Here is a 14687-nt window from a genome sequence, read left to right as displayed (position 1 = left end):
GATATGGATGACGGATGGCTGGCCGCTGTATGAATCCCGCCTGAAGGGAAAGCTGCACGTAATCAGCAAGCGATATACGCAGCGAATTGAGCGGCATAACCTGAATCTGAGGCAGCACCTGGCACGGCTGGGACGGAAGTCGCTGTCGTTCTCAAAATCGGTGGAGCTGCATGACAAAGTCATCGGGCATTATCTGAACATAAAACACTATCAATAAGTTGGAGTCATTACCTAATTATCAGTCAGGCGCTTATTACCATACCCAGGGAACGCCAGCCTGGAAGCGTCTGCTGAATCTCACCGGCGGCTATTTAAATTATCATAACACCTATTCCACTGCGCAAATTGCCACGGCAACGCCCTACACCCATGGTGTTTATGTCGGGAGCCACTTTACGCAAATTGCCCATTCCGATTTGGTCGTGCTGTTTGGTCTGAATTTGTCTGAAACGCGCATGTCCGGTGGCGGACAGGTTGAAGAGTTACGTCGCGCGCTGGAAGTCTCAAAGGCGCGAGTGATTATTATCGATCCGCGTTATACCGACTCGGTGGTGACCGAGCATGCCGAGTGGCTGCCGATTCGCCCAACGACCGATGCTGCGCTGGTGGCCGGTATCGCGCACACGCTGATTACCGAACAGTTGATTAATGAAGCTGAAGTGAATAAGTACTGCGTGGGTTATGACAGCAGCACGCTGCCAGAAGGCGCTGCGCCGAATGCCAGCTATAAAGACTACGTGACCGGTAAGGGCGATGACGGTATCGCTAAAACGCCGGAATGGGCGGCGGAGATAACCGGTATTCCGGCGACGCGCATTCGCCAACTGGCGCGTGAAATCGCCTCGGCCCGTGCCTGTTACATTTGTCAGGGTTGGGGACCGCAGCGTCACGCCAATGGCGAGCAAACTGTGCGCGCCATTCAGACGCTGCCTGCGCTGACGGGCCACTTTGGCCTGCCGGGAACCAATAACGGTAACTGGCCTTATGGCACCCCGTACGGCGTGCCGCTGTTACCGATTTTGACCAACCCAATCAAAACCTCTATTCCGTGCTATCTCTGGACGGATGCGATTCAACGTCCTGAAATCATGACGGCCACCACGATGGGCGTGAAGGGGGCGGACAAACTGAAAACCGGCATTAAGCTGTTCTTCAACCAGGCCGGTAACACGCTGTTGAACCAGCACGGTGAAACCAACCGTACGCGCAAAATTCTCGCGGATGAAAGTTTGTGCGAAACCATTATCGTCATTGAAAACCACATGACGCCGAGCGCGAAATACGCCGATCTCCTGCTGCCGGAAACCAGCTATCTCGAAGCGGAAGATCTGGTGGACAGCTCCTATGCAGCGGGTTCTCACAACTACATGATAGCCCTACAGAAAACGGTCACGCCGATGTGGGAAGTGCGTAGCACCTACGACATCTGCGCCGATATTGCCGGGCATCTTGGCTTGCGCGAACAGTACACCGAAGGGCGGACGCAGGCGCAGTGGGCAGAAATGCACTATCAGCAGATCCGCGAAAAACGTCCGTATCTGCCGGAATGGCCGGTGGCGAAAGAGATGGGGGTTATCGACCAGCGCGTCGCGACAAACAAACAGAGTCTGGCGTTTGCTGATTTTCGCGCCGATGCCGTGGCGAATCCACTGACTACGCCATCCGGCAAGATTGAGATCTACTCTCAGGCGCTGGCCGATCTCGCAAAAGCGTGGACGCTGCCGGAAGGCGATCGTATCCCGGCGGTGCCGGAGTTCTGCGAAGTGAAAGAATCACACCTGAACAAAGTGTTAACCGTGAAATATCCGCTACAGCTGAGCGGTTTTCACACCAAAGGCCATACCCACTCAACCTATACCAACGTGCTGATGCTGCATGAAGCGGTACCGGATGAAGTGTGGATCAACCCGATAGACGCCAGCGCGCGTCAACTGAACTCAGGCGATCTGGTGCACGTGTTCAACGATCGCGGGGTGGTGGCGATCCCTTGTAAGGTGACCCAGCGTATTCTTCCGGGCGTGGTGGCGATGCCGCAGGGGGCGTGGACCCGTCTGGACAGCAACGGTGTGGACGTTGGCGGGTGCATCAACACCCTGACCAGTCATCTGCCGTCGCCGCTGGCGAAAGGGAACCCACAGCATACCAACCTGGTTGAAATCAAACGCGCTTAAGGAGTGATCTGCAATGAAACAGTATGGCTTTTATGTTGACTCCTCGCGCTGCTCAGGCTGTAAAACCTGCCAGGTCAGCTGTAAGGATAATAAAGATCTGGATGTCGGTCCGAAATTCCGCCGGGTCTATGAATACGGCGGCGGAAGCTGGGTGAAAGAGGGGGAAAGCTGGCACAACGACACCTTTACCTACTATCTCTCTATCGCCTGTAACCACTGTGATGAGCCGGTCTGCGTATCCGGTTGTCCGACCGGAGCGATGCACAAACGTGAAGAGGATGGTCTGGTGCTGGTCGATGACAGCATCTGCGTCGGTTGCCGCTATTGCGAAATGCGCTGCCCGTATGGTGCGCCGCAGTTTGATGCTAAGGCTAAAGTGATGCGCAAATGCGACGGCTGCCTCGACCGACTGGAGCAGAATCTGCGTCCAATCTGCGTGGACTCCTGTCCGCAGCGGGCGCTGGATTTCGGTCCCATTGACGAACTGCGGGCGAAGTACGGCACCGGAAATGAGATTGCGCCGCTGCCTGCCGCGTCGTTTACCCATCCTAACCTCATTATTAAGCCGCACCCGAAGGCCAAACCTACGGGCGACAAGGAAGGGGCCATTATGAACATGGGGGAGGTGCGCCATGCATGAGTTACCGCTGGTCTTCTTTACCGTCTTTACCCAAAGCGCGGTCGGCGCGTTCATTCTGCTGCTAATTGGCGGCACGCTGGGGCAGATTGACGCGCGGCGGATGGCCATTGGCCTGTTCTCCGTCATGTGTCTGTTTGGCGTTGGGGTACTGCTGGGGATCATCCACGTCGGGCAACCGCTGCGTGCGTTGAACATGCTGCTGCGCGTAGGCCATTCGCCGATGAGCAACGAAATCGTGCTGTCGGCGGTGTTTGCCACGCTTGGCGGGCTGGGTTCCCTTGGTTTGCTTCTCAATCGTGGGGCGACCGCAGTGTGTAAAGCGCTGGTGTGGCTGGCTGCGATAGTGGGCGTGGCCTTTATTCTGGCGATCCCGCAAATCTACCAGTTGCCGACGGTGGTCACCTGGCGCACTTCGTATACAACGGCGATGATGGTGCTGACGCCGCTGATTGGCGGCGGCATTCTGGCCGGACTGTTTGGGCTGCGTCTGGGTCTGCTGGTCAGCGTGTTGGCGATCCTGGCCAGCTTCTGCCTGCGTCCTGGGTATATGTCGACGTTGATGAGTGCGGACGGCGCCTTGACGGCGGCGCAAACCAGCTGGTTTACCGCGCAGGCGGCGCTGTTGGCCGTGGGGATTGTTGGCGTGGTGACCTGGGCGCGACTGAAGTCCAGTGTCACCGTTCTGGCGATGACCGCACTGATTGTCATCGTGGCGGAGCTTGTGGGAAGGATTGCGTTCTACAATTTGTGGACGCTGCCGATGTAAGCTGTGAGCGGCCTCGGCCGCTCTTTTTCCGTAGTCGTCGTAGGCCTGATAAGGCGTCAGCCGCCATCAGGCACGTTCAGGAGTATTTAGAGATGTCGTCTCTTGCCGTATTACCCCGTATCCTCGGTGCCCTGTTTTACTACTCTCCCGGGCGACCGGAGGTGAAAGCGCTTTTCGACAGTTTGCCCACGCTGCCCGATCTGTACCCGTGGCGCGATCCGGTGCAGATTGCCAGACTGTGTGCCGACTGGCCGTTGCCGGACGATGATGAACTGGCGTGGCAATTTTCCGTGCTGTTCGAGGGGCAGGGCGATATGCCCGCGCCGCCCTGGGGTTCCGTCTGGCTGGAACGCGATAATCTGCTGATGGGCGATACCACCGCGGAGTACCGTGGTTTTTTACAGTCTCAGGGAATGGCGTTTGACGCGCGTCAGAGTGAGCCCGAAGATCAGTTTGGCCTGATGCTGTTAGCCAGCAGCGCGCTGCTGGAGGCCGGCAAAGATGCGGCGGTTGATCAGCTATTCGAGATGTATCTTCTGCCGTGGGGATATCGCTATCTGGAACGGTTACAGGACTGCCCGGTGAGCCCGTTCTATGCCCGCCTTGCCGCCGTAACCGCGCGTTATCTGCAGGATATGGAGCAGCAACGGGCGCTGCAACCGGTGGTAAAACGGTTGTACTTCGGATGAACAAGTCAGAGAAATATTATCAGGCGCTGATGACGCACCGGCACGTCAGTCGACGCGGGCTGTTTCGCGCGTTTGTCAGTGCCGCAAAACACACTGCGCCTCAGGTGCCGGTGTCTCAACTGACGCATCCGCTGCCGCCGGGTGCCGTGCCTGATGTGCAGTTCATCACGCAATGTACCCGCTGTAACCAGTGCATTACTGCCTGCCCGATGGGAATTCTGACCCGACATGAGGACGGCTACCCGCAACTGGCGATTGAGTATGCCAGTTGCGATGGCTGTGGTTTGTGCATCGCTGCATGCCCGAGCGACGCGCTGTGCGTACAGGCTCGTTTTGATACCGGCCTGCGCCCGACGTTCAGCTCTGCCTGCGTTAATCCGTTACGCCCGTGCAACCAGTGTATCGAAGCCTGCCCTGAACAGGCTTGTGCCATCGGCGCGGCGGGGATCCCTGTGCTGGACAGCGAGCGCTGTACCGGCTGCGGCGAATGCCGGGTGCAGTGCAACGCTGATGCTATTCGTCTGAGATAACCCTCCAGCCTGGATTTGCGAGGCGGCCTTCCGTTTTGATGTGACTGGCGATGTTAAAAGATTTGCAGGCAGGTCTTTAATGTTGAACGTCGCGCTAAATATCTAATGATTTCCTAAATTATTATTTTATTTTCACTATAATTATGAATTATCCTAATCTCCCTTCTGATTTTTTATTTTATATCCGTTAAAAACCTATCATGTATTTAGGATTAATCGCACTGCTTCGCGAGATATAAATCCGCCTTTCTTCTCCTTGCGAGTTAACAATGCGTATCTATTCCACAGCAAATGTAGTGCTTTGTGTGGAAATTTGGATTTGGTAGCATTTTCATCAGTTCAAAGGAGTGGTGATAATTAATATTATTGCATATTTAATTATTGCCGGAACAATTCCAGAACAAAGCCAAGAGTTGATTACAGCAGAACGAAATAACGATTGCGACGTGATGACTCTTTATTTCTCAGGATATTGGTACAAACAGGATATTGTTATGAAAATGAATAAAGTTGCTATGGCTGTTGCTTTCACCGCTGCTCTGGGTTCTATGTCTGTTTTAGCTGACACGACGAACGGTGTGATTGAATTCCAGGGTGAACTGGTGAATACCGCCTGTGGTCTGGCACCTGGTTCAAGCCCGGTGACCGTTGATTTTGGTCAAATTCCTGTTTCTGCGCTGGCTAACGGTGCACGCGTCGGGAACGTACACCAGAACATCGAACTGCAGCACTGCGACATCACCGTGGCGCAAACTGCAGAAGTGACTTACACCCCGACCAGCTTAAACCAGGCTGACGGTACTCTGGCTGCATTCACCTCTGGCACCGCCTCTGGCGCGGGTATCGGCCTGCGTGACAGCGCCAGCCAGGATGTGGTGTGGGGCACGGCTACAACACCTGTTCAGTTAGTTAACGGCACCAACAGCATTCCGTTTGTCGCCTATGTGAAAGCAGAAAGCGCAAGCGCAACCGTGGCTGCGGGTTCTTTCCAGTCAACGGTTAACTTCGAGATTGCTTATCAGTAATCCACCCGACGTTCTGAGTGCGGGAGTTTATCCCGCACTTTTTTAAATCAGGGATCGTACCAGGGAGGGACAAAATGAAAATAAGCAATATGTTCATAATATCGCTTTATTTGTGTGCTCTGACGGGGTCGGTTTCTGCTTTAGGATCCACCGTCACGCCGGGTAAATTAGCGATGAGCGGTGAACTGATTGAGGCGGCATGCAGTCTTGACCCGAACAGTCGGGATATTGTGGTTGAGTTTGGCGATGTGTCTGCCAGTCTGATTAATCGAAATGATGAAGGCAATATTACGCGGCCAGTATTGGTACGCCTGACCGGTTGTTCCGTGGTGAAACGGGGCAACGATGGTTCACTTTATCCTTATGCCTCGGTCACCTTTATAGGTAATGCGGCGGCATCCGATCCCACCACGTTATTAGTCAGTGGTGAAGCCGATGGTTTCGGTATTCGTCTACGTGACAGTCAGGGTGAAATATTAACGCTGGGTCAGCCCTCTCCGGGATATGAACTGAGCGAGACTGATAACGTTTTAAAATTTTCCGCATCGCTGGTACCGGTTCAAAAATATATAAGAGCGGGCGAGTTTACTGCGGTTGCGCAGTTTTTTATGGATTACCACTAACAGCATAACAATAACGTCGCGGGACGCAGAACGTATTTAACGGATTTATTTGGGACGAAAATCATGTCGGTAAAATTAAAAACCCATATAACGATGATTGCTCTTCTGGTGATGAATAGCGGCTACGCGGCGACGGCCAGTGCCGAGGAGAGCATAGAGTTTAATACCGATGTCCTGGATGCTTCGGAGCGTACCCAGATTGATTTGTCGCGTTTTGCGACCGACAACTATGTCACCCCTGGCGATTATTTGCTGGATATCCGCATTAACGGTCAACCGGTCGGCCAGGAGAAAATTCGTTATATCGATGCTCCCGAAGGCAAGCGCACGCTGCCGTGCATCAGCGGCGACCTGCTGGATAAGCTGGCGCTGAAAGATGACGCGCGCGCGCAGGTCACTCAACTCTATGAGAATTGCTACTCATTGCAAAGCCTGCCGGGGGCGAAATTAAGCAACTACGCCGGCGTGCTTGAAATTACTGTACCGCAGGCGTGGATGAAGTATAACGATCCGAGCTGGACGCCGCCTGAACGCTGGGATGAAGGGATCGCGGGGCTCCTGTTCGATTACAGCCTCAACGGGCAACTCACTCGCCAGTTCAACGGCCAGGAAAACTACAGCGCAGTTTCAGGCTACGGTCAGGCAGGGGCGAACATCGGCGGCTGGCGTCTGCGCGGTGAGTATCAGACCAGCTACTACAGCCAGAACCATCAATTCGATTTCGACTGGAACCAGATCTACGCCTACCGCCCCTTGCCGATGATCGCGGCGAAACTGACGCTGGGTGAGATCTACCTGAATTCGCAGGTTTTCGATACCGTGCGTTTTACCGGGATCAACCTTGCCAGTGATGAGCGGATGCTGCCACCGGCGTTACAGGGCTATGCCCCTGAAATTCATGGTATCGCCCGCACCAACGCCAAAGTGACCGTCAGCCAGAGTGGGCGCGTCATCTATGAAACCACCGTGCCCGCCGGACCGTTCAATATTCAGGATTTACGCAGTTCGGTGCGCGGTACGCTCGATGTGCGCGTTGAAGAGCAGGACGGCTCGGTGTCGACCTTCCAGGTGAACACCGCCAACATTCCGTATCTCACGCGTCCGGGCTATGTTCGTTACAACATCTCAGGCGGTACGCCATCCCGCTACAACCATAAAATGCAGGGCCCGACGTTCCTCTCCGGCGATTTCTCCTGGGGGGTCAGCAACGCCTGGTCGCTGTACGGCGGCTTACAGTCTTCCGGTGAAGAGTACACCGCGGCGTCGTTGGGTATTGGGCGCGATCTCTACGCATTTGGCGCCATTTCCGTTGATGCCACCGAGTCATGGAGTCGCGAGTCTGACGGTAAACGACTGAAAGGGACCTCTTACAAGCTGAGTTACGCCAAAACCTTCGACGAATACAACAGTTCCATTACCTTCGCGGGTTACCGGTTCTCGCAGGAAGACTTCCGTTCAATGTCGCAATACCTCGATGAACGTTACCAGGGATATGACCATCTGGGACGCGAAAAAGAGCTCTATACCATCACCGGGAATAAAACGTTCTGGGCTGGCGAAGCGGGGAAGGCGACGACCGTCTTTCTCACCTGGACGCACCAGAACTACTGGGATAAGCGCAGCCAGGATCGCTACGGTATGTCTGTGGGACGCTCCTTCCGGATTGGCGAGATCAACGGCATCTCTGCCAACCTTTCCGCTTACCGTACCGATTACAAAGGGCGCAAAGACGACTCGATCTCCTTCTCGCTGTCGGTGCCGATTGGCGACAACAAATGGGCGGGGCTGGATATCCAGACCAACAACGGCAAAACCAGTCCGATGGCGTCTTACACCGACAACAGTGATTACAACAATTTGTGGCGTATTCGTGCCGGCGCCAGCCAGAGCGGTAACGCCAGCGTTGACGGCTATTACCAGCATCGTTCGCAACTGGCAGAAATTAATACCAACGCCAGCTATCAGCAGAACCAGTACATGGCGCTGAGCACCACCCTGCGCGGCGGCTTCACGGCAACCCGCCACGGCGCGGCGATGCATAACAGCGGCGCAACGATCAATACGGCACGCGTCATGGTGGATACCAACGGCATTGGCGGCGTTCCGCTCAATGGCAAGAAGTCGAGGACTAACGGCTACGGCATTGCCGTGGTGCCGGATGTGGTGAGCTACAACAGCTTTGACACCCGCGTGGACGTGGATGCGATGGACAGTGATGTCGAACCGTCAAAAGCCATCAGTACAACGACCCTGACGGAAGGCGCGATTGGCTATCAGGCCTTCGGCATGGCGAAGGGGATGAAGATGATGGGGACGTTGCGCCTCGCGGATGGCAGCGTACCGCCATTCGGCGCGGAAATTTACAACACCGATGGGGTGAGCGTCGCGATGGTGCTGGAAGACGGGCAAGCCTGGCTTGCCGGGGTCAATGCTAACGAAACGCTGAACGTGATGTGGGGCGGCAAACAGCAATGTCAGGTCACGATCCCGCCAGGTGCAAACGACGGGCGAGCGAACGGGTTTTTGCCGTGTCGTTAACCTCGACGCAACGAGTTTTCTCACTGTAATAAAAGGCCAAAAATGAGCAAGAAAAGACATAACGGATATCTGATGGCGGCGTGGGCGCTGAGCATGATTGGCGGCTACGCGCAGGCAGGGGTCTCTCTGGATCGGACCCGCGTCATTATTACGGAGAAAGAGGCCTCGTCGAGTGCCAATCTGTCCAACACCAGCCCGGATATTCCCTTCCTCGCCCAGTCGTGGGTAGAGGATGAAAAAGGCAACAAGATTACGTCACCACTGATTGTGTTACCGCCTCTACAGCGGATCAACGGGGGACAGAAAGGGATCGCGCGCGTCACCAAAACCGCCGGGATTGAAAAGCTGCCGCAGGACAGAGAGAGCCTGTTCTACCTCAACGTCAGAGAGATCCCGCCGAAGCCGGATAAACCGAACACGCTGCAACTGGCCATGCAGTCGCGCATCAAGCTGTTTTACCGCCCGGCGGCGGTGATCCCGAAGACCCGAAGTGAAGTCTGGCAGGACCAGGTGGTGTTCCATAAAAACGGCAGCCAGATGACGGTACAGAACCCAACGCCTTATTACGTCACGATCCTTGGGCTGTCCAAAGGGGCTGGACAGAAGATCACCCAATTTCCGGGGATCATGATCGCGCCCAAATCGAGCCAGCAGTTTGCGGTAACGGACGGGAATGTCAGTCAGTTTTCCATGATGTTCGTGAACGATTATGGCGGACACCCTGAGCTGAAGTTTCGTTGCGATGGCAACACCTGCAAAGCGCTTCCACCCGCGCAGCAGGGCTAACCAGGAGGAACCTGACAATGCAAAATCCTTTAACCACTGTGGCCCTCCTCGCGATGGGCGTGGCGTTTCAGTGCGGGGCGGATGTGCCGGCGCAGCCACAACATAACGCTCAGGAACATGTCAGCGAAGATAGCGGCATTGTCCGGTTTCACGGTTCTGTGTTTGCTTCTCCCTGCGTACTGATGACACAAGGGCGCATTCAGGACGTCGAGATGGGCGAGATCAGCGCGCAGCATTTTCGTCAGGCGGGCGATCGCAGCGAGCCGGTGCGCTTCAAGTTGCACCTGAAGGACTGCCTGAAAGGGGCGTCGCAGTCGCGAGGGAGTCTGGCTTCCAGAACCACCGGGAATGACTGGCGGGCTTACAGCACCGGGGAGCAGGCGGTGCAACTGACGTTTGTCGGCGAGTCCGACCACAATAACGGACAGCTGTTACGCGCCCACGGTACGACTCAGGGCGCGGGCGTGCGCCTGCTCGATAAGGACGGGAATGCGCTGGATGTCGGCCAGACCCATGCCCCCTGGCTGGTGAATTCCGGTGACAGTGAGCTGAATTTTATGGCGGCGCTGGAATCCACCGGTTTGCATGTGAGCGCGGGCGACTTTAGCAGCCTGGTCCGCCTGAAGATGGAGTACTTGTAATGAAACTGTCAGGCCTGTTCCGCCGCAAATTGCCGGTCTTACTGGCACTCAGCACGCTCGGCTTGCCGGGCGCGGCGTGGTCCGTGGTGGACGGTGAAATTGAACCGGTGAACGGCACCTACGACTATCTGATTAATATTTCTAATCATGACATTACCAACAACCAGATGGGCGCAACGGTTACCGATGAATTCGACCTGGCCGGAATGTTCCAGGGGCGCGCTTACTGCTCACAGCCGATGAGTAATCAGCCGGTATTTTTCATGGCGCAAGCGACGTTAACGCAGTCCGGCATGACGCCGGGTTACCTCAAGCTCAACGACTATATGGACGTCAAAATTGAGATCTACATCGGTGGTAATCTGCAAGACTATAAAACCGTGCCGTTCGAGAACGTCTCAAACGGCGCCGATCAGAACTTCTGTAACGTCCCCAGCACCATTCTGCAAAACCAATTCGCTTCCGGTGCGAGGGGGCGGGTGACCTTTATGATCACCAAACCGATTATCAACGGGGTGAATCTGCAAGGCTCTGAAATCGCCAAACTCTTTGGCCGTCTGGGGCCGGGGGCCATGGGGCAAACCCCGCTGTCGCGCGTCACCATTGCCTCAGGCGTCATCACCGTACCGGATAAATGCATCGTCAATCAGGGAACGCCGATCGTCGTCGACTTCGGCAACATTCCGGGGAACGGCAGTCGGCTGAACGGCACCAACTACAGCCAAAACGTGCCGATTCATGTGAAGTGCGAGGGCGGCAGTTTTGCCCAGGGCGCACTGAATATCAAATTAGGGATCCAGCAGGCCAATCCGGCGTTTGATGACGGCAAATACCTGAGTACGCAAGGAACCACGGATCGTTCCGAACTGGGTATTGCGCTGCGTGACCGTCAGGGTAACCCGGTGGCGCCGAACACCTTCTATAACGTACCGGGGTTTGCCAATAACGAAGGCGACTGGAACCTGACTGCCGCACCGGTGGCGAAATACGTCACCTCAGTCATTCCGGAAGGCGAGTTCCATGCATCTGCAACGGTTGTGGCTGAATTCCAGTAAGGAGGGAATATGCATCGCATAACAATGATCTTTGCCTGTTTATTGACGACGTTCGCTCCGGCCCCGGTATGGGCATTGGGGGAGTTGATTGGCGGCGATCTCAGTTTCAACGGCGTAGTGATGGCTTACCCGTGCAGCATTGCGCCCGAGTCAGAACGGGTGCCGGTCGATTTCGGAAACATATCGACAAAGTCATTGTATATCAACGGCAAAACAGTACCTGTTCCGTTCACGATCAAATTAGAGGATTGCACGCCAAACGTCTTTAATTCTGTGACGGTAACGTTCAGCGGGGCTGCCAATGGCAATCTGGCGGACCGACTGGCGATCAGCGCGACGTCACCGGGCAATGCGGGTGGCGTCGGGGTTGGCCTGCTGGAAGAGGACGATACGCCCGTGCGTCTGAATGTGGCGACTCGTCCGACCGCGATCGGCGACACCGTTTTGCGGCTTAACTTCCAGGCGTTTGTTGAAGCCGAACCTGCTGCCTTAGCAAACGGCACCCTGACCACCGGCCCCTTTACCGCCACGGCAAATTACACATTGAACTATCAGTAACGTCATCAACAGGGAATTGAGGCATGGAGTATCGGTGTTTTCTTTACAATAAAGATCTCTTTTTTTCGCAAGGAATAAAAACGGTCATTGCCAGTTTGCTCGCGGAGCAGACGGACGTTTTATATTCCTTAACGGATGACTACACGCAGCTTATCTGGCAGCTACAGACTCGCGTTAATGATGACTGCTGCCTGTGGATCCTGTGCGATCTGGACAGCCTGCCGCGGGAGCGGATTCGTGCGCTGCAACTCATGAATAATTTCTATCAGCGTGAAAATAAGAATCTGATTATTTTATTAAGCGAGCACAACATGCCGCTATTTTTCACGCTTTATGCGCTCTTGCCAAACGCCCATTGGTTATTGAAAAGCGAGAATCTCGCCAATACCACCCCTTTTTTTCAGGAATTATTGGATCAACGACGTCAGGGATGCTGCTTTAGCTATTCATTGGTGAATTACACGCGCAGAAGACTGCACCGCCGGGAAGTGAATTATACGATTTCCGGTAATGAATGGTGGCTGATGGAAGAGATATTCAAAGGAAAATCGCTGTCGCAGATTTCCTGCGAGGTAAATATCGATGTCCGACGCCTGAGCTATATCAAGCGGCACTTAATGAAGCGACTGAATATCAGAAACAACATTGCGTTATTTACGGTGTTCAAGGGAATTATGCCGTGACCCGTTAAAAGTCTTTTCGGCAGTAGCATTCGCCGAACTATCGGTGCAAATGATTGCACTACATTAAACCCTAAGTAAGGAAAACAGAGATGAAAAAATTAACTGCAATCGAAGTGGCTAACGTTGTGGGCGGAACCTGTAAAACCTGCGAAACAACGTATCAGAACGTCACCGTTGGTGGTGTGACCTCCTGTAAGGAACTGACAACCTGCACGGATAAGCACGGTAGCACCACGTCAATGAAAGATGCAAATGCCAGCAAGTGTGGTGGGATTCCGAACCGCTTCTAATTGGCTATAGCCTGGAGGTACCCGCGCCTCCAGGTTTATTTTTCCACTGCGAGAATACTATGGCGACCCAATTTAAACGTATCACCATTATTAGCTATTCACTGTTTCTGATCGTTATCTCTTCGCTGATAACGGTGCTTTGCTATCACCTTTTTGTCTTTAATACGTTTGCCACGGATAGCTCGCAAACGCAGGCTTTTCGTGAAGTCAGCGCAGAGCAAATTGCGAATAGTCCGATCAAAGAAGCGCGCAGTATTATCGAAGTGATGTCTTACGGTTGCCATTATTGTGCGGCAAACGAAGAGAATCTGGCGGAATTTTCTCGCACGCTGCCGCCGGGAAGTTCGTTTACCTCGATCCATATTACCAGTGAGAACAGCGGCCTTGCCGCTTACGCCCCGATTTTTGCCACGCTGGAAGAGATGGGGATTGAAAAGAACGTTCGCGACAGCGCCTATAACGCCGTTATTACGCGCAATGTCGATCTCACCGATGAGAAGGTACTGAATGCCTGGCTGGAAAAAAACAAGATTGATGCGGATAAATTTAAAACCCTGCGCCAGAGTGACGCGGTAAAAAACCGTCTCAGCACGATGGCGGCCATTACCGCACACTATGACATTAACGCGACGCCGATGTTTATTATCAATAAACGCTATGTGGTGGCCCAGGACAGTGAATTTCCTCAATTTGCGCAGCGCATGCTGCAATTGCTGAAAGAGGATAAATAACCCCGGTGGTCAGATTTTTTATTATCTGGAGCGTGTTTAGTTTTAAAAACAGCACGGGATGGCTGTATAACGCGAAACGTGATTTTTCTCAGGGAAGGCTGCTTCTGCTGCGAAAAATGGTGCGTTATCTGCCGCTGCCTGCGTTGCTGACCGTGGCGAAAGGACTTTGCGCGCTACGGTTGCTGGGGCGTCCATTCCGTTTACGCAATGCCGTGGCAAACGAAAACGCCCGTTGCCTGATCGGGCAAACTGGTCGGGTGGACGCGGTCTGGGTTGCCGTGCGTCGCCGACTGCTGGAAGAAGCCGCGACCTGGGGACAAAACCCAGAGCTGTTACGGCAGATCCGCGCCTGCGCGTCTGAACTCGACGCGGTTGTCGCACCACTGCATCAGCAGAACATACCTTACATTCTGGCACCGTTACATACGGTGTCGGACGTACTGGCGGCGATGGTTGGTGCCTGCGTCACGCCAGGCAAAGCCAGCGTGGTGGTCTCTTCCAGCGCTGAACTTTATAACGCGCAGACTCGCGCGCTTGGCGGTATCGACCTTTCCTACTGCTCCATTCATCAGCAGAACAAAACGCTGGCCGGCAGCCTGATGGGACTCATCACCGATGTCGCCGCCGGGCAGCAGAACATGATTATTTTTCCCGATATTTCGCCGGACTACACCTTACAGGCCGAAGGGGCGCTGGCAGCGAAATTGCCGTGTCGTTTATTCGGTCGCAGCGCGAAGTTACACAATGGCGTGGTTCGCCTCTCCGGGGTGATTGCGGCGCAGGTGGTGTTTTATCACCTCAGTTATGACAACGGCCTGCGCATCCACATTCATCCACCGGTGAGCAGCCAGAACGTCGCCCACGCGCTGCCCGGCATTATTGAATCCACTCTGCGTGAACATCCGCAGGAGTGGCTCCTTTGGCACAGCCATTCTCTCTTCTTTATTAATCATTGATGATA

16 protein-coding genes and 1 pseudogene are annotated in these 14687 nt (G+C 54.4%); all 17 read left to right on the top strand.

Features of this window, described 5'->3' with window-relative positions; translation table 11 throughout:
• A partial coding sequence (locus tag QQZ17_RS03415) for an IS1 family transposase (protein WP_001457314.1) occupies positions 1-217 on the top strand: 217 nt, incomplete at its 5' end.
• Positions 218-233: 16 nt separating this feature from the next.
• Positions 234-2171, top strand: a pseudogene (locus QQZ17_RS03410) (DMSO/selenate family reductase complex A subunit); the annotation flags it as partial.
• Positions 2172-2184: 13 nt separating this feature from the next.
• Positions 2185-2811: a DMSO/selenate family reductase complex B subunit gene (locus tag QQZ17_RS03405; RefSeq protein WP_042321258.1), complete on the top strand. Its 627-nt coding sequence runs from the start codon at positions 2185-2187 to the stop codon at positions 2809-2811.
• Positions 2804-3577, top strand: coding sequence for a dimethyl sulfoxide reductase anchor subunit family protein (locus QQZ17_RS03400; RefSeq protein ID WP_152401557.1), 774 nt, complete (start codon positions 2804-2806; stop codon positions 3575-3577). The genes QQZ17_RS03405 and QQZ17_RS03400 overlap by 8 nt, the downstream gene beginning before the upstream one ends.
• Before the next feature lie 92 nt (positions 3578-3669).
• Positions 3670-4266 carry a TorD/DmsD family molecular chaperone gene (locus tag QQZ17_RS03395; protein WP_152401559.1) on the top strand — a complete coding sequence of 199 codons (597 nt, stop codon included), beginning with the start codon at positions 3670-3672 and terminating at the stop codon, positions 4264-4266.
• Entirely contained in the window at positions 4263-4796 is a 534-nt protein-coding gene (gene napF / locus QQZ17_RS03390) for a ferredoxin-type protein NapF (RefSeq protein ID WP_152401561.1), read from the top strand. Before QQZ17_RS03395 ends, napF begins: the two co-directional genes overlap by 4 nt.
• A gap of 494 nt (positions 4797-5290) precedes the next feature.
• The gene (locus QQZ17_RS03385) at positions 5291-5821 is read left to right on the top strand and encodes a fimbrial protein (RefSeq protein ID WP_152401563.1); all 531 of its coding nucleotides are present in this window, start codon (positions 5291-5293) and stop codon (positions 5819-5821) included.
• 74 nt (positions 5822-5895) lie between these two features.
• Positions 5896-6444: a fimbrial protein gene (locus tag QQZ17_RS03380; protein WP_152401565.1), complete on the top strand. Its 549-nt coding sequence runs from the start codon at positions 5896-5898 to the stop codon at positions 6442-6444.
• A 63-nt stretch (positions 6445-6507) separates the two neighbouring features.
• Positions 6508-8982, top strand: a complete 2475-nt coding sequence (locus QQZ17_RS03375) for a fimbria/pilus outer membrane usher protein (RefSeq protein ID WP_152401567.1) — start codon at positions 6508-6510, stop codon at positions 8980-8982.
• A 72-nt stretch (positions 8983-9054) separates the two neighbouring features.
• A complete protein-coding gene (locus QQZ17_RS03370; RefSeq protein WP_152406245.1) occupies positions 9055-9768 on the top strand; it encodes a fimbrial biogenesis chaperone in 714 nt (237 codons plus the stop codon).
• Between the two features lie 17 nt (positions 9769-9785).
• Positions 9786-10409: a fimbrial protein gene (locus tag QQZ17_RS03365; protein WP_152401569.1), complete on the top strand. Its 624-nt coding sequence runs from the start codon at positions 9786-9788 to the stop codon at positions 10407-10409.
• Positions 10409-11464, top strand: a complete 1056-nt coding sequence (locus tag QQZ17_RS03360; protein WP_152401571.1) for a fimbrial protein — start codon at positions 10409-10411, stop codon at positions 11462-11464. Before QQZ17_RS03365 ends, QQZ17_RS03360 begins: the two co-directional genes overlap by 1 nt.
• A gap of 9 nt (positions 11465-11473) precedes the next feature.
• Complete coding sequence (locus tag QQZ17_RS03355; RefSeq protein ID WP_152401573.1) at positions 11474-12022, top strand: fimbrial protein; 549 nt, start codon at positions 11474-11476, stop codon at positions 12020-12022.
• A 23-nt stretch (positions 12023-12045) separates the two neighbouring features.
• Entirely contained in the window at positions 12046-12705 is a 660-nt protein-coding gene (locus tag QQZ17_RS03350) for a DNA-binding response regulator (protein ID WP_152401575.1), read from the top strand.
• 89 nt (positions 12706-12794) lie between these two features.
• Positions 12795-12995, top strand: a complete 201-nt coding sequence (locus QQZ17_RS03345) for a DUF4762 family protein (RefSeq protein WP_152401577.1) — start codon at positions 12795-12797, stop codon at positions 12993-12995.
• 59 nt (positions 12996-13054) lie between these two features.
• The gene (locus QQZ17_RS03340; RefSeq protein ID WP_152401579.1) at positions 13055-13726 is read left to right on the top strand and encodes a DsbA family protein; all 672 of its coding nucleotides are present in this window, start codon (positions 13055-13057) and stop codon (positions 13724-13726) included.
• A 5-nt stretch (positions 13727-13731) separates the two neighbouring features.
• Positions 13732-14682: an ABC transporter gene (locus tag QQZ17_RS03335; protein ID WP_152401581.1), complete on the top strand. Its 951-nt coding sequence runs from the start codon at positions 13732-13734 to the stop codon at positions 14680-14682.
• The last annotated feature ends 5 nt before the right edge of the window (positions 14683-14687 follow it).

This window comes from Citrobacter sp. T1.2D-1 (assembly GCF_950098555.1).
GTDB lineage: Bacteria > Pseudomonadota > Gammaproteobacteria > Enterobacterales > Enterobacteriaceae > Citrobacter_A > Citrobacter_A telavivensis.
Note: the sequence above shows the minus strand (reverse complement) of the source record. Positions and strands in the feature narration are given on the sequence as shown.